Raw genomic sequence first — 23600 nt, 5'->3', positions numbered from 1 at the left:
GCGGCCGCGCGGGCGGTGCGCGGCGGGGACAGGGCAGGGGATGCGTCGGCGCGGCGGGCGCCGGCGCCGCAGGGTCAGCGGCCCTGAATTCGATCGCGGGTGGTCTGGCGGCGCTCGGCCGCATGGGCCGCGTGCGGGCTGCTCGTCAGCCACTGGCGCGCCTGGCTCACGTCCTGCGCGATCGCGGCGGTCAGCGCGGCGAGCCCGTCGTAGCGGGCTTCGTCGCGTAGCTTGTGCAGCAGTTCCACGCGGACGAGTTTACCGTAGCCCCCCTCGGCGCCCAGGTGCGCGGGCCAGTCCAGGCAGTGCACTTCGAGCAGCACCCGGCCGCTGTCGTCCACCGTGGGGCGCGCTCCCAGGCTGGCCACGCCGTCCAGCGGTTCGGCGGTCAGCCCATGGGTGCGCACCACGTAGATGCCCTGCGCGGCCGGCTTGGGGTGGGGAAAGCGCAGGTTCAGCGTGCGGAAGCCGTCACCGCCCTTGGGGCCGGCGCCGAGCTCGCGGCCCAGCTTGCGGCCGTGGGTGACGTGGCCGCTGATGCTGTAGGGCCGCCCCAGCAGGCGGGTGACCAGCGCCATGTCGCCGGCGCCCAGCGCCTCGCGCACCGCCGAGCTGCTGACGCGCAGGCCATGCACCTCGTAGCTCATCATCCGCGCCACGTCGAAGCCCTGGCGTTCGCCGGCGGCGTCGAGCATCGCGTAGTCGCCGGCCCGCTTCGCGCCGAAGCAGAAGTCGTCACCGACCAGCACGTAGCGCGCCTTCACGCCGCGCAGCAGCACGTCGTCGATGAAGGCCTGCGGCGACTGGTCGGCGAAGGTCTGGTCGAAGCGCAGCACCACGACGCGCTGCACGCCGCAGCGCGCCAGTTCGCCGAGCTTGTCGCGCAGCGTGGCGATGCGCGCCGGCGCCTTGGCCGGGGTGCCGGCACGCGCGGCGAAGAAGTCGCGCGGATGGGGCTCGAAGGTCAGCACGGTGCTGAGCAGGTCGCGGTGTTCGGCCTCGCTCTTGAGCAGCGCCAGCATGGCCTGGTGGCCGCGGTGCACGCCGTCGAAGTTGCCGACCGTGACGGCCGACGCGCCGCCATCGGCCAGCAGGGTGTGGTGCAGACCTCGGAACACTTGCATCGCCGGATTATCGCGACAGCGCGGCCCGCGCCCTGTCGCCTCGGTGCACACGCAAAAAGGCCCGCGCGAGGCGGGCCTTCCTGAACCGGCCCGGCGCAAGGTCGGCCGGAACCGTTGTCATCAACGGTTCGAGATGTACATCGTGATCTCGAAGCCGTAACGCAGGTCGGTCGCTTGGGGCTTTTGCCATTGCATGTCGAATCTCCTTCACTGGGGTGGCACAGGGCCGGTTCGGCGGCTGCGGAGTGAACGGTTTCCCGTCAACTCATGGCTCATGATGCCCACGAGCGCGGCCGGCGGGCAGGGGCCCGGCCATGATTCGCGCCTCATGATTTTCTGGAATCGACGGCATGCCGGCGCACGGCCGGCCGATACCATGCGGCGCATGAGTCTGCGCTTGAAGATCCACCTGATCGTCGGTGTGCTGGTGGCGCTGTGCCTGGTGGCCGTCATGGCGCTGCAGGTCAAGAGCGCGCGCGACGCGATCCGGGAGGAGATCGAGGCCGCCAACCGCGTGGCCGCGCAGTTGCTGCAGCGCACGCTGTGGCTGCAGGCGGCGCGCGGCACGCCGGCGATGATCGGCTACCTGCAGGGGGTGGGCCGGGTGCGGGCGAACGACATCACGCTGCTCGACGGCAAGGGCGAGCTGGTCTACCAGTCGCCGCCATCGCCCTACAAGTCGGGCCGCGACGCGCCCGACTGGTTCGTCGATTTCATGGCGCCGCCGCTGGAGCCGCAGAAGATGGATTTCCCCGACGGCACGCTGGTGGTGCGGGCCGACCCCTCGCGCGCGGCGCTCGATGCCTGGGACCAGTTCGCGGTGCTGGGGTTGGCCGCGCTGGGCGTGCTGGCAGTCCTCAACCTGGTGGTGTTCTGGGTGGTCGGCCGCACGGTCGAGCCGTTCGGGCAGATCGTCGCGGCGCTCAACCGCATCGAGGCCGGCCAGCTCGACGTCACGCTGCCGCGCCTGCCGGGCACCGAGGCGGCTGCCATCGGCGCCGCCTTCAACCGCATGGTGGTGGGCGTCAGCGAGCGCATCGAGGCCGAGCGACGGGCCGCGCAGGCCGAGCACGAGCTGTCCGACCGCCGCGACCTGGCGCGCTGGATCGACCGCCACCTGGAGCAGGAGCGCCGCCTGATCGCGCGCGAGCTGCACGACGAACTGGGCCAGTCGGTCACCGGCATGCGCAGCCTGGCGCTGTCGGTGGCGCAGCGCGTCGCCATCGCCGACCCCGAGGCCGCGCGCGCCGCGCAGGTGATCGCCGAGGAAAGCTCGCGCCTCTACGACGCGATGCACGGCCTGATCCCGCGGCTGGCGCCGCTGGTGCTCGACGTCTTCGGTCTGGCCGATGCGCTGCGCGACCTGGTCGAGCGCACCCGGGTCAGCCAACCGCAGGCCAGCGTCGAGCTGCACATCGACCTGGGCGACGTGCAGCTGGGCAGCGAGGCGACGCTGGCGCTCTACCGTGCGGCGCAGGAGGGGTTGACCAATGCGCTGCGCCACGGCCAGGCCAGGCAGCTGAGCGTCAGCCTGCATGCCGAATCCGAAGGCGCCGAGCTGCAGGTCGACGACGACGGCCAGGGTCTGGCGCCCGACTGGCGCGAGAAGGCGCGGCAGGACGGCGGCCACTACGGCCTGCGCTGGCTGGCCGAGCGCGTGGAGGCGCTGGGCGGCGTGCTGCGCATCGACAACCGCAGCCCGCGCGGCGTCGCCCTGCGGGTGTGGTTGCCGTTCACCGTGGCGGAGCCGGCGTGAAGCGCATATCGGCCGGCGCCGGGAGCGCTCCGCGATGGCACACGGCGGCCGCGTCGCCGCGTGCCGCGTGGGGGACAACGATAGGAGGCCGCCGGCAGCCGGCTGCGTTAGGCTGTGCCAGCGGCCGGGCCCTCGCGGGCCGGGCCGGTGGCCGGACGCAGGCCGTCCTGCCGATCCACTCCTTGCTGCGCCCTTCCTGAACATGATCCGCGTGATGCTGGTCGACGACCATGCGCTGGTGCGCATGGGCTTTCGCATGCTGCTGGCCAATGCCGACATCGAGGTGGTGGCCGAGGCCGAGACCGGCGAGGAAGCCTGCCAGGCGGTGCCCAAGGCGCGACCCGACGTGGTGGTGATGGATCTGTCGATGCCCGGCATGGGCGGGCTGGAAGCAGTGCGGCGGCTGCTGGCCCAGGACCCGAAGCTCAGGCTGCTGGTGCTGTCGGCCCACGAGGACACCGCACACCCGCAGCGCGTGCTGCGCGCCGGCGCGCTGGGCTACCTGGCCAAGCGCAGCGCGCCTGAGGCGCTGATCGCTGCGGTGACGGCCGTCGCGCGTGGCGAGCGCTACGTGGACGCCCAGACCGCGCAGCGTCTGGCGGTGGCGCAGATCGACGGCGAGACCAGCCCGGCCGACATGCTGAGCGAGCGCGAGTTCTCGGTCTTCATCCAGCTCGCGCGCGGCATGACGGTGGCGCAGATTGCCGAGACGCTGAAGCTCTCGCCCAGCACCGTGGGCACGCACCTGTACCACATCAAGCAGAAGCTCAACGCCAGCAACCAGAGCGAGATCACGCTGGTGGCGCTGCGCTGGGGCCTGATCCAGGCTTGATGCCGGCCTGAAGCGGCGGCGCGGGGCCGCTACTTCTGCAGCAGCCGGGCCCGCTCGTCCGGGCCGACCCAGCGCCACTGGCCGACCGGGAGGTCGTCCAGGGCCAGCGCGCCGATGCGGCTGCGGTGCAGCGCCTCGCAGCGGTTGCCCACCGCCGCCAGCATGCGCTTGACCTGGTGGTACTTGCCTTCGGTCAGCGTGAGGCGCAGCGTGAACCCGCCGGTGCGTTCGGCCGCGGCCGCGCGCACCGGCTGGGGATCGTCGTCGAGCACCACGCCCTCGGTCAGGCGGGCGATCTGCTCGTCGGCCAGCGCATGCTTGGCCGTGATCTCGTAGACCTTGGGCACGTGGTGCTTGGGGGATGTGAGCCGGTGGATGAGCGTGCCGTCGTCGGTGAGCAGCAGTGCACCGGTGGTGTCCTCGTCGAGCCGTCCGACCGGCTGCAGACCGCGCACGCGCAGCGGCGTCGGCAGCAGCGAGAGCACGCCGGGGTGGTGGCGCGGCTTCTGCGAGCACTCGTAGTGGGTGGGCTTGTGCAGCAGCACCAGCGCCTTGTCGTGGAAGGGCCAGGCCCGGCCCTGCACGCTGAACACCAGGCCCTCGGTGGGCAGCTCCTCGTCGGGGTCGTCGACCACACGGCCGGCCACCTCGACGGCGCCTGCGTGGATGAGCCCGGCGCAATCGCGCCGCGTGCCGAAACCCTGGGAGAACAACACCTGCGAAATGCGCATCCGGCAGTGTAGCGAGCGGCTCCACACGCTCACCGAGGCCGTGCAGCGCCGCAGCGGCCGGCTGCGGTGTTGCCCCGCGCCCCGCACAGGCCGGGGCCTGCGGGCTATCCTGGGCCGAGCGTCCTCGAGCGGACGACGTGTGCCCAGGAGCTTTGCCATGCATGCAGCAGCCCAGTGCTTGAGGTCCCTCTTTGCCGCGGCCGTGGTGCTGACCGCGATGGCCGTGCAGGCGGCGTCGGTCGCGCCGGTCGCGGCCGAGAACGGCATGGTCGTCACCGCGCACCGGCTGGCGACGCAGGTCGGGGTCGACGTGCTGCGGCGCGGCGGCAATGCGGTCGATGCCGCGGTGGCGGTCGGCTACGCGCTGGCGGTGGTCTACCCGGCGGCCGGCAACCTGGGCGGCGGCGGCTTCATGACGCTGCAGTTCGCCGACGGCCGCAGGACCTTCCTCGACTTCCGCGAGAAGGCGCCGCTCGCGGCCACGGCCGACATGTACCTCGGCGCCGATGGCCAGCCGGTCAAGGGTCTCAGCACGCGCGGCCATCTGGCCGTCGGCGTGCCCGGCACGGTGTCCGGGCTCGAGTTCGCGCGTGCGAAGTACGGCACGATGCAACGTGCGGCCCTCGTGGCACCCGCGCTGCGGCTGGCGCGTCGTGGCTTCGTGCTGGAGCCGGGCGACATCGCCATGCTCGCCACCGCGACCGACGACTTCCGCAAGGACCCGGCCTCGGCCGCGATCTTCCTGCGCGAGGGCGCGCCGTGGTCTGCTGGCCAGCGGCTGGTGCAGAAGGACCTGGCGCGTACGCTGCAGCGCATCGCCCGCCACGGCAGCCGCGGCTTCTACCAGGGCCCGGTGGGTGCGGCGCTGGTGGCGTCGAGTCGGGCCGGTGGCGGCCTGATCACGCAGGCCGATCTGGACCAGTACGCGACCCGCGAGCTCGCGCCGGTGGAGTGCGACTACCGCGGCTACCGGATCGTCTCGGCGCCGCCCCCGAGCGCCGGCGGCGTGATCCTGTGCGAGCTCCTCAACATCCTGGAGGGTTATCCGCTGCAGGAGCTGGGCTATGGCGCGGCGCAGGGCGTGCACTACCAGATCGAGGCGATGCGCCATGCCTACGTCGACCGCAACAGCTACCTGGGCGACCCCGACTTCGTGCACAACCCGCTGGAGCGCCTGCTCGACAAGGATTACGCCGCGCGCATCCGGGCCGCCATCGACCCGGCGCGGGCCGGCGTGTCGCAGGACCTGCGACCCGGCGTCGCGCCGCACGAGGGCAGCAACACCACCCACTACTCCATCATCGACCGCGAGGGCAATGCGGCCTCGGTGACCTACACGCTCAACGACTGGTTCGGAGCCCGCGTCGCCGCGGCCGGCACCGGCGTGCTGCTGAACAACGAGATGGACGACTTCACCATCAAGCTCGGCGCCGCGAACCTGTACGGCCTGGTGCAGGGCGAGTCGAACCGGATCGCGCCCGGCAAGCGTCCGCTCAGCTCGATGAGCCCGACCATCGTGTCGCGCGCCGGCCAGCCGGTGCTGGTGCTGGGCACGCCCGGCGGCAGCCGCATCATCACCGTGACGGCGCTGGTGCTGCTGAACCTGATCGACTACGGCATGACGGTGCAGGAGGCGGTCGATGCCCCGCGCTTCCACCAGCAGTGGCAGCCGGAGGCGACGAACCTCGAGCCGTTCGCGCTGAGCCCCGACACGCGGCAGATCCTGCTCGGCATGGGTCACCGCTTCGGCGCCCCGCAACCGGCCAACCACGTGGCGGCGATCCTGGTCGGTGCGCCCTCGCTGGGTGGCAAGCCGGTCGGCAAGCATCGCTACTACGGCGCCAACGATCCGCGCCGCAACACCGGGCTGGCGGCCGGGTACTGAGCAGGCCCTGGCCAGTGATCAGTAGCGCCGCTGCAGCAGCAGCGTGTCGTTCTCGCGCTTCATCTGGAAGCGCGTGAGGAAGCTGTTGCCGAGCAGGATGAAGGGCATCGGCTGGGGCTGCACCACCGCCGCCACGTTGTGCACCTCCACGTCGCCGACCCGCACCGTGTTCAGCGAGATGCGGTAGCCCACGGTGTTGCCGTTGGCGGTGCGCAGGCCGATGCGCTCGCCGTTCTTGTAGGGCAGGCCCAGGCGCTCGGCCTCGTCCTGCCCCATCGAGACCATGGTCGCGCCGGTGTCCACCAGGAACAGCACGCCTCGGCCGTTGATCTGGCCCTGGGCCTGGAAGTGGCCATTGGCGTCGCTGCTGAGGGTGATCTGGGTGCCGCTGCCAGCGCTCGCCGCGCCGCCCAGGTTCACCGCCGCCTCGCCGAGGCGCAGCGTCTGCCGCCGGCCGTCGATCTCGACGACCGCCTGCGCCTCGTTCACGCTGAGCAGCTTGACGCCCTGCACGGTGCTGCCCACCGCCACCGCGCGCGGCGCATCGCCGTCGATCACCAGCAGCGCGCGGCTGCCCATGCTGCCGCTCAGGGCCACGCGACGTGACGGCTGCTGCGCCGCCGCCCCGGCCGCGGCGAGGATCAGCACGGCCGACAGCAGCGCGGCACGCATCCCGCGGCCGGCTCAGTCGCGGAAGTTGTTGAACGACAGCGGCACGTCGGCCACGTCCTTGCGGATCAGCGCCATCGCCGCCTGCAGGTCGTCGCGCTTGCCGCCGGTGACGCGTACCGCGTCGCCCTGGATCGCGGCCTGCACCTTCATCTTGCTGGCCTTGATCAGCTGCTGGATCTTCTTCGCGGTCTCGCTGTCGATGCCTTCCTTGACCTTGAGCACCTGCTTGACCTTGTCGCCGCCGATCTTCTCGATCTTGGCGCTGCTGTCGAGGAAGCGCGCATCGACGCTGCGCTTGGTGAGCTTGAGCGTGAGGATGTCCATCACCTGCGAGAGCTGGAAGTCGCTGTCGGCGTACAGCGTGATGTCCTTGTCCTTGAGCTCGATGCGCGCCGACGAGCCCTTGAAATCGAAGCGCGTGCCGATCTCCTTGCTGCTCTGGTCGACCGCGTTGCGCACCTCGACGAGGTTGGGTTCGAGCACGGTATCGAAGCTGGGCATGATGAAGGGCTTCCTGGGACGGAGATCAGCGAAAATTCTGCCATGCCGGACCTGCCCGCCGTCGAAACCAATGTCAGCCTGAGGCCCTACAACAGCTTCGGCCTGCCCGCGCTGGCCCAGCGGCTGGTGCGCGTGCACGCACCCGAGGACGTGCAGCGCCTGCTGGCCGACCCCGACCTGGCCGCGATGCCGAAGTTCGTGCTGGGCGGCGGCAGCAACATCGTGCTGACCCGCGACCTGCGAGCGCTGGTGCTCAAGGTGGAGATCGCCGGGCGGCGCGTGCTGGCGCGCCGGGACGATGCGGTCATCGTCGAGGCGGGCGCCGGCGAGAACTGGCACACGTTCGTCGCCTGGACGCTGGAGCAGGGCCTGCCCGGGCTGGAGAACCTGGCGCTGATCCCCGGCAGCGTGGGCGCCGCGCCGGTGCAGAACATCGGGGCCTACGGCGTGGAACTGAAGGACCGCTTCGACTCGCTCGACGCCATCGACCTGCAGACCGGCGCCGCGCTCACGCTGGACGCCGCGGCCTGCGGCTTCGGCTACCGCGACAGCGTGTTCAAGCAGGCGCTCGCCGGCCGCTGCCTGATCACCCGCGTGCGGCTGCGCCTGCCGCAGCCGCCGACCGCGGTGCTGGGCTACCTGGACCTGGAGCGCAGGAGGGCCGACACCGGCATCAGCCACCCGACGCCGCGCCAGGTGTACGACTGGGTCTGCGAGATCCGCCGCGCCAAGCTGCCCGACCCGGCGGTGATCGGCAACGCCGGCAGCTTCTTCAAGAACCCGGTGGTCACGCCGGAGCAGTGCCGCGACATCATCGCGCGCGATCCGGCCATCGTGCATTACCCCATGGCCGACGGCAGTTTCAAGCTCGCGGCAGGATGGCTGATCGACGCCTGCGGCTGGAAGGGCAAGTCGATCGGCCAGGCCGGCGTCTACGAGAAGCAGGCGCTGGTGCTGGTGAACCGCGGACAGGCCATCGGCGGCGAGATCGTGACGCTGGCGCAGGCCATCCAGGAGAGCGTCTACGGCCGCTTCGGCATCCGGCTCGAGCCCGAGCCGGTGGTGGTGTAGCCGCTGGGCGAGGGTCCGGCCATCGAGGAGACGGCGATGACGCAATGGCGCAGCAAGGGGGCCGATGAGGTCTACGCCCCCGAGGAGATCGAGGCCCGGCTGAAGGCCGAACTGCCGCACTGGACCTACGAGGATGGCTGGATCCGGCGCAAGTACAGGACCAGCGGCTGGAAGGCCACGCTGATGGTCGTCAACACCGTCGGGCATCTCGCCGAGGCGGCCTGGCACCACCCGGACCTGGCGGTCAGCTACGCCTTCGTGGTGGTGAAGCTGGTCAACCACGCTGCCAAGGGCGTGACCGAGAAGGACTTCGCGCTGGCGAAGAAGATCGAGGAGGTGGTCCAGTGGCAGCCGGCGAAGGAGGAAGGTGCCGTGCTCGAGGGCACGCCCAACGACGACGCCCGCTTCAGGTACCTGAAGTACGACGACCCGGCGTGAGCGGCGGCTGCCGCGCGAGCGCGGGCCTGGCAAGCCACTCGAATGCGGGAGGCCGCGCCACGCAAGTTCATGCGCGCAGGCCGCCGGCTTGGGCACACTCGCTCGGCGTCGCCTCGAGGAGTGCCCTGCCATGTCCGCCCGTGTTCCCGCCCTCGCCCTGTCGCTCGCCGCCGTGCTGGCGGGCTGTGCCTCGTCTCGTCTTGCCGAACCGGGCGGGCCCGCTGCGGCGCAGGGCAATGCCACGGTGAGCCGGATCACCTACTTCGCGGCCTGGGTCGAACCGGTGGCCGCCGCCGTTCCGCTGCCCGTTCCGGCGAAGCCGGCCCCGGCCGCCAAGGCGAAGCCGCCGGCGAGCGGCAAGCGCGACAAGCGCACGTCGGCGTCTGCGCCGGCAGCCCGATCCGACGCGCCTGCCGCGCCGGCGGTTGCGGTCGACGCCAGTCCCAAGGCGCCGCCGCAACCGCGCTACGAATACACCGTCGAACTCGACGGCGGCGGGACCCAGACCGTGGTGGGGCAACGCGACCTCGGCCTCCGCGTGAACGACCGCGTGCTGGTGCAGGACGGTGGCCTGACGGTGCTGTCGAACTGAGCCGGCGCTGCGCCGGCTTCTGCGCTCAGGGGCGGCGGCCCGCGGGCTCCCGACGCGACTGGACGAGCCGCCAGGCCAGCGGCAGCCGTTCCTGAAGCCGCGCCAGCCGCTCGGCGGCCGGCGGGTGCGTGGCGGCGACCGGCCGCAGGCCGTCGTCCTCGGCCACCTCGTTCTGCATGAACTCGAGCTGCCGGGTCGGCGCGTAGCCGGCCAGCGCGGCCAGCAGCAGGCCCAGTTCGTCGGCCTCGAACTCGCCCTGCTGCAGCACCGGCTCCAGCGACTTCAACAGGCCGAAGTTGTGCTCGAGCTCGACATACATGTCGGGCACGCTGCGCTCCACCTGGCGCGGCAGCAGCAGGCGTCCGGCGGTCAGCATCTGGCGTTCGTGTTCGAGGATGCTGTGAGCCATCTCGGGCGCCAGCACGAAGGCCAGTGCCTCGTCGGACAGGCCGCGCTCCTCGATCAGCGTCTCGGACACGACCACCTGGCCGTCGGGCAGCGCGAAGGCGCCGGTGTCGTCGTGGTGCAGCACCGTCAGCGACCACGGCAGCACGGCGGCGCGCGGGGTCTGCCGGCGCGCCTCGGCGACCAGTCGGTCGAAGATGCGCTGCAGGCGCTCGCAGTGCTGCACGCAACCGAGCCGGTCACGTGCCGCGGCGCCGGCCACGGTCTGCTGCAGCGTCTCGGTGCCGATGCGCCCGACCTCGCCGGCAGTCCAGTCGAGCGAGGTCGGTTCGTAGGCGAGTTCCAGCGCCGGGGCGCCCGCGCAAGCCGCAGTCAGGGCGAGGGTCAGGACACGGCGGCACCCAGCGTTCATCGCAAGCCTGACTGGGTTATACGTTGTCGTTACCTACAGTTACTTTTTAAAGTTGTTCTATGAACTTCGGACTACTTATGAAACTTGGCCATTCGATCGGCGAAGTTTGTCGATCGAGGTCAATCGATTAGACCCGTCGTCGCACGGCATCAGCCAGAATCGCCAACCATTGGTTGCCGCTGACTTCTTGGGTGTTCCCGCGGACATCTTCACAGCCATAGCAGCGGTTGACGGGTTGTCGTAGTAATTTCCGTTGAACTCGATGCCTTTCCCTGTGACGACAGCGTTGTGTGTCTTTCCTAGGTAATACGCGGTGAGTTGAAGTCCGACTGGAAAGCGATTACCGCGCGACGACTTCCAGGGCGACGGATTTTCTGCTTGCCTGTTGGCGAGCAGGCTCGATGGTCGAAGCGCGGTCTTTTCCCAGTGGTCCACGAGCTGCGAGATGACCAAGGGGATTTGGAAAAGTCCGTTGTTCCCAATCTTTGTCAGTCGCCCATGCAGGGCGGCATCAATTTCAACGCTTACAGTTTCCATAGCACAACTCCAAGTGAACTATGGAGTAACTATACAGCTGATCGGCTGCATCATCGAGCAAGCCTCCTGGACGGAGACTACGCCTTGTGACGTGGGTGTGAAAGCCCCTTCGCGCCGTTCAGGCCGGAGCCGGGCGGGCTGCCGCCGGGCCCTGGGCCGGCTCAGGACGGGTCGTCGTTCTGCAGGCGCGCCAGCGCCGCGCCGCTGCCCAGCGACAGCAGCCCGCTCTTCGCGTAGATGCCGAGCTTGGCGCGGGTGTCGACGATGTCGAGGTTGCGCATCGTGAGCTGGCCGATGCGGTCGGCCGGCGAGAACGGTGCGTCCTCGACCTTCTCCATCGACAGCCGCTCGGGCTGGTAGGTGAGGTTGGGCGAGCGGGTGTCGAGGATCGAGTAGTCGTTGCCGCGGCGCAGCTCGAGAGCGACCTCGCCGGTCACCGCGCGCGCCACCCAGCGCTGCGCGGTCTCGCGCAGCATGATGGCCTGCGGGTCGAACCAGCGGCCCTGGTAGAGCAGGCGGCCGAGCTTGCGGCCGTTGTCGCGGTACTGCTCGATCGTGTCCTCGTTGTGGATGCCGGTCACGAGGCGCTCGTAGGCGATGTGCAGCAGCGCCAGGCCCGGGGCCTCGTAGATGCCGCGGCTCTTGGCCTCGATGATGCGGTTCTCGATCTGGTCGCTCATGCCCAGGCCGTGGCGGCCACCGATGCGGTTGGCCTCCAGCAGCAGCGCCACCGGGTCGGCGTATTCCACGCCGTTCAAGGCGACGGGCCGGCCCTCGTCGAAGCGCACCGTGACCTCCTCGCGCTTCACGTCGACCTCGTCGCGCCAGAACGCCACGCCCATGATCGGGTTGACGATGCGGATGCCGCTGTTCAGGTGCTCGAGGTCCTTGGCCTCGTGCGTGGCGCCGAGCAGGTTGGAGTCGGTCGAGTAGGCCTTCTCGGCGCTCATCTTGTAGCCGAAGCCGGCCTGCGTCATGAAGGCCGACATCTCGGCACGGCCGCCGAGTTCGTCGATGAAGGTCTGGTCCAGCCAGGGCTTGTAGATCTTCAGCGCCGGGTTGGTGAGCAGGCCGTAGCGGTAGAAGCGCTCGATGTCGTTGCCCTTGAAGGTGCTGCCGTCGCCCCAGATGTGGACGTCGTCCTCCTTCATCGCCGCGACCAGCATCGTGCCGGTGACGGCGCGCCCGATCGGCGTGGTGTTGAAGTAGGTCACCCCGGCGGTCGAGATGTGGAAGGCACCGGCCTGCAGCGCGGCCAGGCCTTCGGCGACCAGCTGCGCCCGGCAGTCGATCAGGCGTGCCTTCTCGGCGCCGTACTGCATCGCCTTGCGCGGGATCTCGTCGTAGTCGGGTTCGTCGGGCTGGCCGAGGTGGGCCGTGTAGGCGTAGGGCAGGGCGCCCTTGAGCTTCATCCAGTGCAGCGCGGCGCTGGTGTCCAGTCCGCCGGAGAATGCGATGCCGACCTTCTGGCCGGTGGGAAGGTGCTGGAGGATGGTTGCCATGGTGGGGAACAGTGCTGCGGGTTCGGGCTCGCCGGGGCGCGGGCGGGACGGGCGCGCGAGTGAGGTCAAATCGGCGAAGCCGAGATTTTAGGCGCGCCCCCGAACCGCCCTTGACCGAGAAAGCCCGCGATGCCCGGAGACACCCTGCCCCCCCACGCCGTCGAGGCGGCCGACCGCGCCGCCTGGCGCCGCTGGCTGAGCCGGCACCAGGGCCAGGCCAACGGCGTGTGGCTGGTCATGGCCCGCAAGGGCAGCGACCACGAGGCGCCGACGCTGGACGAGGCGATCGACGAGGCGCTGTGCTTCGGCTGGATCGACAGCAAGCAGGGCCGGCTCGACGAGCGCCGCTCGCTGCTGTGGTTCGCGCCGCGCAAGCCCAAGAGCGCCTGGTCCGGTCCGCACCAGCGCCGCGCCGAGGCGCTGGAGGCTGCCGGCCTGATGCAGCCGGCCGGGCAGGCCAAGGTCGACGAGGCCCGACGCAGCGGCCTGTGGCACAAGCCGCCGGCCTGATGCGCGACCTGCCTGCTCCTGCACAACCACCGAGCGAGCCCGCGCCATGATCGTCGTCGACCGCCCGAACGGCTTGCGGCTGTTCTTCGCGTTGCGCGGCTCCATCCTGCCGCGCATCTTCTGGAGCCTCGCCACCTGCACGGCGCTGGCGACTGCCGTGGCGCTGAGCCACGGCATGCTGTTCCAGTGGAAGGTGACGCTGACGCCGGTGCCGTTCTCGCTGATCGGGCTGGCGCTGGCGATCTTCCTCGGCTTTCGCAACACCGCGGCCTACGACCGCTACTGGGAGGCCCGCCGGCTCTGGGGTGACGTGGTGCATCGATCGCGCAGCCTCGCGCGCGAGGTGCAGACGCTGTTCCAGGCGCCCGCCGCGCCCGGCCCGGCCGATGGCGCGCGGGCCGCACTGGTGCGGCGGACCATCGGCTTCGCCCACGCCTTGCGCCACCAGCTGCGCGACAGCGATGCCGGCCCCGACATCGAGCGCCTGCTCGGCGCGGACGAGGCCCGCGCCTTCCGGGCCGCGAGCCTGGGCACCGAGCACCTGCTACGCGGCGTGGGGCGCGGCCTCGGCGAGGCGCTGCGCGCCGGGCAGGTCGATGCCCGCATCGCCGCCGAGATCGACACCCACGTCTCGGGGCTGGCCGCCGCGGCGGCCGGCTGCGAGCGCATCGCAAGCACGCCGATCCCGTTCGCCTACACGCTGTTGCTGCACCGCACCGCCTACGTCTACTGCTTCCTGCTGCCGTTCGGTCTGGTCGATCTCATCGGCTACCTGACGCCCTTCGTGGTGCTCGTCGTCGCCTACACCTTCTTCGGCCTCGACGCCGTGGGCGACGAGATCAAGGACCCGTTCGGCCTGAAGCCCAACCACCTGCCGCTCGAGGCGATCTGCCGCACCATCGAGATCAACCTGCTGGAGGCGCTGGGCGAGACGGACCTGCCGCCGCCGCTGACGCCGCTGGCCGGTGTGCTGCGCTGACGCGGTTCAGCCGCGGCCGGCCGGATCGCGCACCACGGTCACGCTGCAGTCCGACTCCGCCACCACCTGGGCCGACACGCTGCCGAGGTAGCGGCGCAGCGGCGAGGCGCTGCGCGCGCCCATGATGATGTGGTCCACCTCGTTGCGGCGAGCGAACTCGACGATCGCGTTCGCCGCATCGGGTGCCTCGAGCACGTGGAAGGTGACGCGGCCACTGCGATCGAGGCCGTCGAGACCCAGCGCCTGCTGCAGCGGTCGGGCCCAGTGCTTCAGTGCGACCAGCTGCTTGACGTGCAGGCTGCTGCCTTCGGCGTCCACGAGTTCGTCCATGCCGATGCGGGTGGTCTTCATCACGCCCACGCAGGCCAGTCGTGCACCGGCCTCGGCCTGAAGGAAATGCTGCACGGTGTCGCGCAGCGTCTCCAGCAGCCCCGGCGTGCCGCCGACATCGACAGCCGCCATCAGGATCGCGTGCCGCGGCAGGTCGGCGCTGGCGCCGCCGCTGGCCTGCGGCTCCGACCCGACCGACGCGAACCAGCGGCGCAGCGCCCGCAGGCGCCCGGAGCGCTCGCGCTTCTCGGCCCGGGCGGTCAGCGGCACCTGCTGCGGGTGCATCAGGTCGAAGGCCAGCTGGGCCGCGGTGTCGTGGCGCTTGTCGGCGCGCGGCTCCAGGCAGCGCAGCAGGATCTCCTGCAGCCACGGTGGGCAGTCGGGGCGCAGCACGCGCGGCGGCACCGGCTCGCGGTAGAGCCGCTGGCGCAGGCCGGCGATGCTGGTCGGCTGGCCGAACGGGCGCTCGCCGGTCGTCAAGTGGTAGAGCATCACGCCGAGCGCGTAGAGGTCGCTGCGCGGCTCGTCGCGCACGAACTGGATCTGCTCCGGCGACATGTAGGGGCCGGTGCCCATCGGCAGCGTGAACTCCTCGTCCAGCAGGTCGGGCAGGTGGTCGTGGCGCGACAGGCCGAAGTCCACCAGCACCGCCTCGGCCTCGCGGCCTTCGGCGTCGCGGCGGAACAGGATGTTGCTCGGCTTCACGTCGAGATGGATCACGTGCTGGCGGTGCAGGTCGTGCAGCGCGGTGGCGACCTTGGCGCCGATGGTCACCACCTCGTCGATCGGCAGCGGCGCGCGGTCCAGCCGCGGGCGCAGCGACTCGCCCGGCAGCTGTTCCATCACCAGGTAGGGCTGCGCGGTGAAATCGCCCTGCGCCACGTAGCGCGGCACGTGCGGCCCCTGCAGACGCGGCAGGATCATCTGCTCGACCTCGAAGCCGACGATGGTGGCCGGGTCCTCGCCGCCCTTGATGCGCGGCAGCTTCATCAGCATCGGCTGCGCGTGGTCCGGGTGGGTGACGCGCCACAGGTTGGCCATGCCGCCCTGGTGCACGTGCTCCTCGAGCCGGAAGCCGTCGACCACGGCGCCCGGCTGCAGCGGCACGGGACCGGCGCTGCCGCTCATCGGCCCTCGATCAGCCGATCGGCCAGGCGACCCGGCAGGCCGGCCTCGCGCACCTTCGCGGCCGCCGTCTCGTGGTCGTAGGGCACGCGGTGGAAGCACAGGCTGCGCGTGTCGCTGTCGTAGAGCGCCCAGCAGGCGGCCGGATCGCCGTCGCGCGGCTGGCCCACCGAACCCGGCAGCACCAGCCACTGCCGATGCGCCGGCACCGGGATCTCGACATCGGGCACCGGCACGAAATCACCGGACTTGCCGGTGCCGGCCAGGTGGTAGAGCCGCGGTTCGTGCACGTGGCCGATGAACACGTGGCGCGCTGCAGTGGCCTGCAGGCAGCGCACGGCGTCGTGCCGGCTGGTCACGTACTCCCAGCCGGCCGGGGCCCAGGTGTTGGCGTGGGCGAAGCCGCAGCCGTCCCGCTCGACGGTGAGCGGCAGGGCGTCGAGGAAGGCGAGCTGATCGGCGTCGAGCCGCGCCCGGGTCCAGGCAATGACCCGGCGCGCGTCGTCGACCATCGTCGGTCGCGGCCCCTGCACGGCGGACTCGTCGTGGTTGCCCTTGAGCACGATGGCGCCATCGCGCGCCAGCGCGCGCACCCGGTCGACGACCCAGGCCGGGTCGGCGCCGTAGCCGACCAGGTCACCGAGGACCGCGTAGTCGGTCGCCCCGCAGGAGGCGGCCGCGCCCAAGCAGGCCTCGAAGGCTTCGCGGTTGGCGTGCAGGTCGGTCAGCAGCGCGAGCTTCATGGCCGTGCACCGTCGGGCGACGCCGCGGCCTGCCGGCTCAGCCGATGCGGCCGAGCAGCAGGTACTCCATCAGGGCCTTCTGCACGTGCATGCGGTTCTCGGCCTCGTCCCAGACCACCGACTGCGTGCCATCGATCACCTCGGCCTCGACTTCTTCGCCGCGATGGGCCGGCAGGCAGTGCATGAACAGCGCATCCGGGCGTGCCGCAGCCATCATCTCGCGGTCCACGCACCAATCGGCGAAGGCCTGCTTGCGGGCCTCGTTCTCGGCCTCGTAGCCCATGCTGGTCCACACGTCGGTGGTCACCAGGTGGGCGCCACGGCAGGCATCCATCGGGTCGGCGAAGACCTTGTAGCAGTCGGCGCCCGAGATGCCGGCCACGACCGGGTCGATCTCGTAGCCGCCGGGTGTGCTGACGTGCACCGTGAAGCCCAGGATCTCGGCGGCCTGCAGCCAGGTGTGCGCCATGTTGTTGCCGTCGCCGACCCAGGCCACGACCATGCCGCGCAGGCAGTCGGCCGCCTTCGCGCTGCCGTCCTGCGTACCGCGGTGCTCGATGTAGGTGAACAGGTCGGCCAGGATCTGGCAGGGGTGGAATTCGTTGGTCAGGCCGTTGATCACCGGCACCCGCGAATGCGCGGCGAAGCGCTCGAGCTTGGCCTGCTCGAAGGTGCGGATCATCACCAGGTCGACCATGCGGCTGATGACGCGTGCGCTGTCCTCCACCGGCTCGGCACGGCCGAGCTGGCTGTCGCCGGTGGTCAGGTGCACCACCGAGCCGCCCATCTGGTACATGCCGGCCTCGAAGCTCACGCGCGTGCGAGTGCTGGCCTTCTCGAAGATCATCGCCAGCGTGCGGTCGAACAGCGGCGTGTACTTCTCGTAGTTCTTGAAGCGGCGCTTGATGATTGCGGCGCGCTCGAACAGGTAGGCGTACTCCTCGGCGCGGAGGTCCTTGAACTGCAGGTAGTGCTTCATGAGGCTGGAGCCGGGTTTCATGGCGCTCGGTCGGACGGAGGAAGAGGGGCGGTGCGCGGCTCAGGCGGCCGGCTTCGGCGGCTCGGCGAGGAAGCGGCGGATCAGCGGGCACAGGATCGCCACGACCCGATCGGCCTCGGCCGCGCTGAGGATCAGCGGCGGCACCAGCCGGATCACCCGGTCGGCGGTCACGCTGAGCAGCAGGCCGGCCTCGGCGGCGCGGCCGAGCAGCTCGCCGCACGGGCGCGCCAGTTCGATGCCGATCATCAGGCCCTGGCCGCGGATCTCGGTGACGCCGTCCGGCCCGCTCAGGTCGGCCAGTTCGCGCGCCAGCCCGGCGCGCAGCCGTTCGCCCACCGTCGCGGCGTTCTCGAGCAGGCGGTCCTGTTCCATCACGGCGAGCGTCTCGATACCGGCGCGCATCGCCAGCGGATTGCCGCCGAAGGTGGTGCCGTGGTTGCCCGGGCCGAGCACGCCGGCCGCGCGTGGGCCACACACCACTGCGCCGACCGGCACGCCCGAGCCCAGGCCCTTGGCCAGCGGCATCACGTCGGGCTGGATGCCGGCCCACTGGTGGGCGAACCACTTGCCGGTGCGCCCGATGCCGCACTGCACCTCGTCGAGCATCAGCAGCCAGTCATGCTCGTCGCACAGGCGGCGCAGCGCCTGCAGGTAGGGCACGGTGGCGGGGTTGATGCCGCCCTCGCCCTGGATCACCTCGAGGAAGATCGCCACCACGTTCGGCCGCGTCTGGGCCACTTCCTCGATCGCCGCCACGTCGTTCAGCGGCACCCGCACGAAGCCCTCCACCAGCGGCCCGAAGCCGGCCTGCACCTTGGGGTTGCCGGTGGCCGACAGCGTGGCGATCGAGCGGCCGTGGAAGGCCTTCTCGTAGACGATGATCTCCGGGCGGTCGATGCCCTTGTCGTGACCGAACTTGCGCGCGATCTTCAGCGCGGCCTCGTTGGCCTCCAGCCCGGTGCTGCAGAAAAAGGCATTGCTCAGCCCGCTCAGCTCGCACAGCCTGGCGGCGAGCTGCTCCTGCAGCGGCGCCTGGTAGTAGTTCGAGCAGTGGATCAGCTTGCCGATCTGGTCGGTCAGCGCCGGCACCAGCCTCGGGTGGGCGTGGCCCAGGGTGTTGACGGCGATCCCGCCCAGTGCGTCGAGGTACTCGCGGCCTTCGGTGTCCCACACGCGGCAGCCCTGGCCATGCGACAGCGCGAACGGCAGGCGGCCGTAGGTGTTCATCACGTGGGGGGACGGCGGCGGCTTCGGGACTTCGGGCGCGTTCATGAGCGGCTTCCTTGAATGAAAAAGGCGCAGTCCGTCACGGATGCTGCGCCTGCGAGATTCTACGGATGCCCGACGACAACGCAGCGACGCCATGCGTCTTGCTGGCTCGCACCGATTTGCCGATTGCACCTGCTGCACTGCAGCACAATAGCGTTGTCCATGGCCGCTCCCAGCGGTGCCCCGTCTGCGCCTGTCCGTGTCCACACCCGAACGCTCCAAACCGAGAGAAGTCTTCATCCAGGGCCTGACCCTGGACGGGCGCAGCTTCCGTCCCAGCGACTGGGCCGAGCGGCTGGCCGGCGCGATGTCCAGCTTCCGCCCCGGCGGCGCGCAGATGGGCCGCGCGGCCTACATCGGCTATTCGCCCTACTGCGTGCCGAACGTGATCAACGGCATCAAGTGTGTGGTCGTCAACGAGGCGCTGCGCGAGCTGGAGCCGATGGCCTGGGACTTCGTCATGAACTTCGCGCGCGACAACCAGCTGCAGGTGGTCGACGCCTGCCTGCTGCCCGACGCGCATCCGGCCGCAAGCCCGCGGCCCGGTCGCTGAGGCCCCATGAAAAAAGGCTCCTTGCGGAGCCCTTCTCGTTTCCCACCCGGATGCGGTTTCAGGCCGCCAGCGCCTTGATCTTGGCCGACAGGCGGCTCTTGTAGCGAGCCGCCTTGTTCTTGTGGAACAGACCCTTGTCGGCGATCGAATCGATCACCTTCTGGGCCGACTTGAAGGTTTCACCGGCCTTGGCCTTGTCGCCAGTGGCCACGGCCTTGAGCACGCCCTTGATGGCGGTGCGGAACTTCGAGCGCAGTGAGGTGTTGGCGGCGTTCAGGCGGACGTCCTGACGCACGCGCTTGCGGCCCGACGCGATGCGGACCGATTTCTTGACTTTGGAAGAGGTGGCCATTGTGTGACGGGGTTCCGGGGGGAAAGCCTGCGAGTATATCACCGGCCCCGAGGTCGTCCACGGGGCCAGGGGCCAGCGTGAACCGACGTTAGTAGGCACTTCTATACTCGCGCACCCATCCTGCCCGTCTGCCCCGCTCTCGACCCGCGATCGGCCAACCCATCCTCTCCATGAACCTGCTGCGCGCCGCGTCGACCGTCTCCCTGCTGACGCTGGCGTCGCGCATTACCGGGCTGGTGCGCGAGCAGATGGTGGCGGCGGCGTTCGGCGCGAGCGTGATGACGGATGCCTTCAACGTGGCCTTCCGCATCCCCAACCTGCTGCGCCGGCTGTTCGCGGAGGGCGCGTTCTCGCAGGCCTTCGTGCCCTTGCTGGCCGAGAGTCGCGCGCGCGATGGCGACGAGGTGACGCACGCGCTGATCGATGCCGTGGCCACCGTGCTGCTGTGGGCGCTGCTCGTGACCTGCGTGCTCGGCGTGGTCGGCGCGCCGGTCCTGGTGTGGGTGATGGCGCAGGGTCTGCAGAAGAGCGGCGGCTTCGACCTCGCGGTCGCCATGACGCGCTTCATGTTCCCCTACATCGGCTTCATGTCGCTGGTCGCACTGTCGGCCGGGATCCTGAACACCTGGAAGCGCTTTGCGGTGCCGGCGGCCACACCGGTGCTGCTGAACCTGTCGTTCATCGCCGCCGCCTGGTGGGGTGTGCCGTACTTCAAGGCCTGGGGCATCGAGCCGATCTACGCGCTCGCGCTGGGCGTCATGGTCGGCGGCGTGCTGCAGCTCGCCGTGCAGCTGCCGGCCTTGAAGCGCATCGGCGCGCTGCCCAGCTTCGGCCTGTCGGTGGCGCGCCTGCGCAGCGCCTGGCACCACCCCGGCGTGCACCGCGTGCTGAAGCAGATGGCGCCGGCGGTCCTGGGCGTGTCGGTCGCCCAGATCTCGCTGCTGATCAACACGCAGATCGCCACGCAGATCGGCGCCGGTGCGGTGTCGTGGCTGACCTATGCCGACCGGCTGATGGAATTTCCGACCGCGCTGCTGGGCGTGGCGCTCGGGGTGGTGCTGCTGCCCCAGCTGTCGGCCACGCAGGCCGAGGGCGGCAGCGAGCGCTACGCCGCGCTGCTGGACTGGGGCCTGCGCCTGGTCGTGCTGCTGGCGCTGCCCTGTGCGGTGGCGCTGATCGTGTTTCCCGAGGCGCTGGTGTCGGTGCTCTACCACCGCGGCGCCTTCAGCGCCTTCGACGTGCACCAGACCGTCACCGCGTTGCGCGGCTACGGCGCCGGCCTGCTGGGGCTGGTGGCGCTGAAGGTGCTGGCGCCGGGCTTCTACGCCAAGCAGGACATCCGCACGCCGGTCAAGGTGGCGATCGTGGTGCTGGTGCTCACCCAGTTGCTGAACCTGCTGTTCGTGCCGCGGCTCGGCCACGCCGGCCTGGCGCTGTCGATCGGTTGCGGCGCGCTCGTCAATGCCCTCTGGTTGCTGATCGGTCTGTACCGGCGCGGCAGCTGGCGGCCGGCGCCGGGCTGGCTGGCGTTCGGCAGCAAGGTGCTGGTCGCGAGCCTGCTGATGGGGGCCGGCTTGACCTGGGCGGCCCAGACCTTCGACTGGGTGGCGCTCGGCGCGCGCGAGCTGCAGCGGGCCGGCACGCTGGCGGCCGTGCTGCTGGCGGCGGCGGCGCTGTACTTCGGCACGCTGCTGGCGCTGGGCGTGCGGGTGCGGCACTTCGCGCGCCGCGGCTGAAGCGGTTCCGGTAGGACGCCGCCTACAGGGCGTCGCGCCAGCGTCCGGCCGACAGGCCGGAGCCGGCTGCCTACAGTGCTTCCAGGTCGCAGCACATGCGCGGTGGCCTCGCAGAACCGAACCCAACCGGCACCCAAGCACACCGAGGAGAAGCCCATGAACACCGCCCGTTCCACTTTCGCCGTGATGGCCCTGAGCACTCTGTTCGCGCTGGCCGCCTGCCAACCCGCCGAAGGCCCGGCCGAGCGCGCCGGCAAGCAGATCGACAACGCCGCCGAGAAGGTGGGCGATCAGGTCGAGAAGGCCGGCGACAAGATCAAGGACGCCACCAAGGAAGCGAAGAAGGAACTGAGCAACTGAGGCTGCGCCCGGGCGGCGGGCCGGGGTCGGCTCGCCGCCGCTGACGATCCGCTCTAGACTCGGTGCATGCCCGCACCGTTTTCCGTCGAGGTGCCCACCGCGCTCGAGCATTTCGCCGCGTTGGTGGCCGACGACGCCAGCCTCTCGCTCACCGAGGCCGCCATCTCGATCGCCCAGGACGAGCACCCGTTGCTCGACAGCCAGTCGGTGCTGGCGGAACTCGATGCGCTGGCCGATCGGCTCAAGCGCCGCATCCCGGCCGACGCGCCACCGGTCCAGAAGCTGCGCTTCCTCAACCGTTATTTCTTCCAGGAGCTCGGCTTCGCCGGCAACCTGAACGACTACTACGCCAGCGGCAACAGCTATGTGCACGAGGTGCTGCGCACCCGCTGCGGCATCCCGATCTCGCTCGCGATCATCTATCTCGAGTTCGCCGGACAGGTGGGGCTGACCGCGCGCGGGGTGTCCTTCCCTGGCCACTTCCTGGTCAAGGTGAAGATGCCGCAGGGCGAGGTGATTCTCGATCCCTTCTCCGGCCAGTCGCTGTCGCGCGACGAACTCGACGAGCGCCTGGTGCCCTACAAGCGGCGCCAGGGCCTGCAGGGCGAGTTCGACATGCCGCTGGGCCTGTTCCTGCAGGCGGCGTCGCCGCGCGAGGTGCTCGCGCGGCTGCTGCGCAACCTGAAGGAGATCCACCGCGCGGCCGAGGACTGGCCCCGCCTGCTGGCGGTGCAGCAGCGGCTGGTGCTGCTGCTGCCGCGCGAATGGGACGAGCGGCGCGATCGTGGCCTGACCCAGGCCGAACTGGGCGTCTGGGAGGCCGCTGCCGACGACCTGGACGCGTATGTGGCGCACAGCCCGCAGGCCGAGGACCGGCGTGCGATCGCCGAGCGCGCCGCCGAGTTGCGGGCGCAGGGGCGGCCGCGCCTGCACTGAGCCGCCGCGGAGCGATCCCGGCGCGCCGTGCCCGGCGTGGGCCGGCGCGAAACACCTCCAGGTCCGGCACGGCCGGGGCGCCCCATAAAATCCGATCTTCGCCGGAGCGGCCCGCCAAGCAGGGGCCGCCCACTCGTCGACGCCGGCTGCGCGTCGCCCGCCTCGTCGCCCGTCCACGACCTCACCCATGACCCTGACCGCCGCCCAAAAGCAGAGCCTGGCCTGGCTCGTCATCGGTGCCGCTCTGGCGCTCGCACTGTGGTTGCTGGGGCCGGTGCTCACGCCTTTCGTCATCGCCGCGGTGCTGGGCTATGCGCTCAACCCGCTGGTCGACGGGCTGACGCGCCGCCGCGTGCCGCGGCCGCTGGCCGCCCTGCTGGTGGAGGTGCTGGCCCTGCTGGTCCTGCTGGCGGTGTTGTTGCTGATCGTGCCCATCTTCGTGAAGGAGCTGCCGGTGCTGCGCGACCAGATCCCGGAACTGCTGACGCGGCTGGATCGCTGGCTGCAGCCGACGCTGGCGCGCTTCGGCGTCGACGTGTCGCTCGACGTGGCCAGCATCAAGGCCTTCATCCTCGGCCACGTGGGCGACAACACCGAGAGCTGGATCGCCACCGCGCTGGATTCCCTGCGCATCGGCGGCAGCTTCATGCTGGGCCTGCTGGGCGGCGCGGTGCTGCTGCCGCTGGTGCTGTACTACGTGCTGGTCGATTGGCCGCAGATCGTGGCCCGTGTGCAGGCGCTGGTGCCGCCGCGCCGTCGCCCCGGCTTCGACAGTTTCATGGGCGACTGCGATCGCATGCTCGGGCAGTACCTGCGGGGCCAGCTTCTGGTGATGGGCATCCTGGCGGCCTTCTACAGCATCGGCCTGGCGCTGTTCGGCTTCGACCTGGCGCTGCCGGTCGGCGTGTTCACCGGCGTCGCGGTGTTCATTCCCTACGTGGGCTTCGGGCTCGGCCTGGTGCTCGCGCTGCTGGTCGGCCTGCTGCAGTTCGGCGGGCTGTACGGCATCGTCGCGGTGGCGGTGGTCTACGGTCTGGGCCAGGTGGTCGAGAGCTTCTACCTCACGCCGCGGCTGGTCGGTGAACGCATCGGCCTGCACCCGATTACCGTCATCTTCGCGCTGCTGGCCTTCGGCCAGCTGTTCGGCTTCATCGGCGTGCTGGTCGCGCTGCCGGTCAGCGCGGTCGGCGTGGTGGCCTTCCAGCGCCTGAAGGCGCTCTACCTCAGCAGTCCGCTGTACCAGGGGTGA

General features: G+C 70.5%; 26 protein-coding genes. 13 read left to right on the top strand and 13 right to left on the bottom strand.

Going from position 1 to position 23600, the window contains the following annotated elements; translation table 11 throughout:
- Nucleotides 1–74: 74 nt before the first annotated feature.
- Together C1M51_RS04875 and pqqA are read right to left on the bottom strand one after the other, a co-directional pair.
- The gene (locus C1M51_RS04875; protein WP_129448487.1) at nt 75–1124 is read right to left on the bottom strand and encodes a bifunctional riboflavin kinase/FAD synthetase; all 1050 of its coding nucleotides are present in this window, start codon (nt 1122–1124) and stop codon (nt 75–77) included.
- 120 nt (nt 1125–1244) lie between these two features.
- Complete coding sequence (gene pqqA / locus C1M51_RS04870; protein WP_081771315.1) at nt 1245–1319, bottom strand: pyrroloquinoline quinone precursor peptide PqqA; 75 nt, start codon at nt 1317–1319, stop codon at nt 1245–1247.
- A gap of 190 nt (nt 1320–1509) precedes the next feature.
- On the opposite strand from pqqA, the gene C1M51_RS04865 reads away from it, so the two are divergent.
- A complete protein-coding gene (locus C1M51_RS04865) occupies nt 1510–2880 on the top strand; it encodes an ATP-binding protein (RefSeq protein WP_129448486.1) in 1371 nt (456 codons plus the stop codon).
- Nucleotides 2881–3082: 202 nt separating this feature from the next.
- Nucleotides 3083–3712: a response regulator transcription factor gene (locus C1M51_RS04860; protein ID WP_036230085.1), complete on the top strand. Its 630-nt coding sequence runs from the start codon at nt 3083–3085 to the stop codon at nt 3710–3712.
- 29 nt (nt 3713–3741) lie between these two features.
- Here the strand turns inward: C1M51_RS04860 and C1M51_RS04855 are convergent, their stop codons facing one another.
- Nucleotides 3742–4443, bottom strand: coding sequence for a pseudouridine synthase (locus C1M51_RS04855; protein WP_129448485.1), 702 nt, complete (start codon nt 4441–4443; stop codon nt 3742–3744).
- Nucleotides 4444–4660: 217 nt separating this feature from the next.
- Between C1M51_RS04855 and ggt the strand changes: the two genes are divergently transcribed.
- On the top strand, nt 4661–6328 hold the full coding sequence (gene ggt / locus C1M51_RS04850; protein ID WP_242500031.1) for a gamma-glutamyltransferase: 1668 nt from the start codon (nt 4661–4663) through the stop codon (nt 6326–6328).
- A gap of 18 nt (nt 6329–6346) precedes the next feature.
- On the opposite strand, the gene C1M51_RS04845 is transcribed toward ggt, so the two are convergent.
- Nucleotides 6347–7000 carry a TIGR02281 family clan AA aspartic protease gene (locus C1M51_RS04845; RefSeq protein ID WP_129448483.1) on the bottom strand — a complete coding sequence of 218 codons (654 nt, stop codon included), beginning with the start codon at nt 6998–7000 and terminating at the stop codon, nt 6347–6349.
- Nucleotides 7001–7012: 12 nt separating this feature from the next.
- Entirely contained in the window at nt 7013–7501 is a 489-nt protein-coding gene (locus C1M51_RS04840; protein WP_129448482.1) for a YajQ family cyclic di-GMP-binding protein, read from the bottom strand.
- A 42-nt stretch (nt 7502–7543) separates the two neighbouring features.
- Here C1M51_RS04840 and murB point away from each other — a divergent pair, with 42 nt between their 5' ends.
- The 3 genes from murB to C1M51_RS04825 all read left to right on the top strand — a co-directional run bounded on the left by murB (nt 7544) and on the right by C1M51_RS04825 (nt 9602).
- Nucleotides 7544–8572 (top strand): UDP-N-acetylmuramate dehydrogenase, encoded by a 1029-nt coding sequence (murB, locus tag C1M51_RS04835; RefSeq protein WP_129448481.1) that lies wholly within the window; start codon nt 7544–7546, stop codon nt 8570–8572.
- 36 nt (nt 8573–8608) lie between these two features.
- Nucleotides 8609–9010, top strand: a complete 402-nt coding sequence (locus C1M51_RS04830) for a 4a-hydroxytetrahydrobiopterin dehydratase (protein WP_129448480.1) — start codon at nt 8609–8611, stop codon at nt 9008–9010.
- 130 nt (nt 9011–9140) lie between these two features.
- Nucleotides 9141–9602 carry a hypothetical protein gene (locus C1M51_RS04825; RefSeq protein WP_129448479.1) on the top strand — a complete coding sequence of 154 codons (462 nt, stop codon included), beginning with the start codon at nt 9141–9143 and terminating at the stop codon, nt 9600–9602.
- 25 nt (nt 9603–9627) lie between these two features.
- Here the strand turns inward: C1M51_RS04825 and C1M51_RS04820 are convergent, their stop codons facing one another.
- From C1M51_RS04820 to argG, 3 genes are all read right to left on the bottom strand, one after another.
- The gene (locus tag C1M51_RS04820; protein WP_129448478.1) at nt 9628–10419 is read right to left on the bottom strand and encodes a M48 family metalloprotease; all 792 of its coding nucleotides are present in this window, start codon (nt 10417–10419) and stop codon (nt 9628–9630) included.
- 75 nt (nt 10420–10494) lie between these two features.
- The gene (locus C1M51_RS04815; protein ID WP_129448477.1) at nt 10495–10956 is read right to left on the bottom strand and encodes a DUF2924 domain-containing protein; all 462 of its coding nucleotides are present in this window, start codon (nt 10954–10956) and stop codon (nt 10495–10497) included.
- A 161-nt stretch (nt 10957–11117) separates the two neighbouring features.
- Nucleotides 11118–12458 (bottom strand): argininosuccinate synthase, encoded by a 1341-nt coding sequence (gene argG, locus C1M51_RS04810; protein WP_129448476.1) that lies wholly within the window; start codon nt 12456–12458, stop codon nt 11118–11120.
- Between the two features lie 129 nt (nt 12459–12587).
- On the opposite strand from argG, the gene C1M51_RS04805 reads away from it, so the two are divergent.
- Both C1M51_RS04805 and C1M51_RS04800 read left to right on the top strand, forming a co-directional pair.
- Nucleotides 12588–12968, top strand: a complete 381-nt coding sequence (locus C1M51_RS04805) for a YdeI family protein (protein ID WP_011830610.1) — start codon at nt 12588–12590, stop codon at nt 12966–12968.
- A 46-nt stretch (nt 12969–13014) separates the two neighbouring features.
- On the top strand, nt 13015–13947 hold the full coding sequence (locus C1M51_RS04800) for a bestrophin family protein (RefSeq protein ID WP_129448475.1): 933 nt from the start codon (nt 13015–13017) through the stop codon (nt 13945–13947).
- Nucleotides 13948–13953: 6 nt separating this feature from the next.
- Here the strand turns inward: C1M51_RS04800 and C1M51_RS04795 are convergent, their stop codons facing one another.
- The 4 genes from C1M51_RS04795 to C1M51_RS04780 are packed head-to-tail and all read right to left on the bottom strand — an operon-like array spanning nt 13954 to nt 18417.
- Nucleotides 13954–15405 carry a serine/threonine-protein kinase gene (locus C1M51_RS04795; RefSeq protein WP_129448474.1) on the bottom strand — a complete coding sequence of 484 codons (1452 nt, stop codon included), beginning with the start codon at nt 15403–15405 and terminating at the stop codon, nt 13954–13956.
- Nucleotides 15402–16145, bottom strand: a complete 744-nt coding sequence (locus C1M51_RS04790; protein WP_129448473.1) for a metallophosphoesterase — start codon at nt 16143–16145, stop codon at nt 15402–15404. Before C1M51_RS04790 ends, C1M51_RS04795 begins: the two co-directional genes overlap by 4 nt.
- A 37-nt stretch (nt 16146–16182) precedes the next feature.
- Complete coding sequence (gene argF / locus C1M51_RS04785) at nt 16183–17145, bottom strand: ornithine carbamoyltransferase (RefSeq protein WP_129448472.1); 963 nt, start codon at nt 17143–17145, stop codon at nt 16183–16185.
- A 39-nt stretch (nt 17146–17184) separates the two neighbouring features.
- On the bottom strand, nt 17185–18417 hold the full coding sequence (locus C1M51_RS04780) for an aspartate aminotransferase family protein (RefSeq protein WP_129448471.1): 1233 nt from the start codon (nt 18415–18417) through the stop codon (nt 17185–17187).
- A gap of 196 nt (nt 18418–18613) precedes the next feature.
- Here C1M51_RS04780 and C1M51_RS04775 point away from each other — a divergent pair, with 196 nt between their 5' ends.
- A complete protein-coding gene (locus tag C1M51_RS04775) occupies nt 18614–18967 on the top strand; it encodes a DUF3579 domain-containing protein (protein ID WP_242499974.1) in 354 nt (117 codons plus the stop codon).
- 58 nt (nt 18968–19025) lie between these two features.
- On the opposite strand, the gene rpsT is transcribed toward C1M51_RS04775, so the two are convergent.
- Nucleotides 19026–19319, bottom strand: coding sequence for a 30S ribosomal protein S20 (gene rpsT, locus C1M51_RS04770; protein WP_011830603.1), 294 nt, complete (start codon nt 19317–19319; stop codon nt 19026–19028).
- A gap of 170 nt (nt 19320–19489) precedes the next feature.
- Here rpsT and murJ point away from each other — a divergent pair, with 170 nt between their 5' ends.
- The 4 genes from murJ (at nt 19490) to C1M51_RS04750 (ending at nt 23600) form a co-directional block, all read left to right on the top strand.
- Nucleotides 19490–21055: a murein biosynthesis integral membrane protein MurJ gene (murJ, locus tag C1M51_RS04765; protein WP_129448469.1), complete on the top strand. Its 1566-nt coding sequence runs from the start codon at nt 19490–19492 to the stop codon at nt 21053–21055.
- Nucleotides 21056–21211: 156 nt separating this feature from the next.
- On the top strand, nt 21212–21415 hold the full coding sequence (locus tag C1M51_RS04760) for a hypothetical protein (RefSeq protein WP_036234115.1): 204 nt from the start codon (nt 21212–21214) through the stop codon (nt 21413–21415).
- 66 nt (nt 21416–21481) lie between these two features.
- Nucleotides 21482–22351 carry a SirB1 family protein gene (locus C1M51_RS04755; protein ID WP_129448467.1) on the top strand — a complete coding sequence of 290 codons (870 nt, stop codon included), beginning with the start codon at nt 21482–21484 and terminating at the stop codon, nt 22349–22351.
- Between the two features lie 187 nt (nt 22352–22538).
- On the top strand, nt 22539–23600 hold the full coding sequence (locus C1M51_RS04750; protein WP_129448466.1) for an AI-2E family transporter: 1062 nt from the start codon (nt 22539–22541) through the stop codon (nt 23598–23600).

This window comes from Methylibium sp. Pch-M (assembly GCF_004136295.1).
GTDB lineage: Bacteria > Pseudomonadota > Gammaproteobacteria > Burkholderiales > Burkholderiaceae_C > Methylibium > Methylibium petroleiphilum.
Note: the sequence above shows the minus strand (reverse complement) of the source record. Positions and strands in the feature narration are given on the sequence as shown.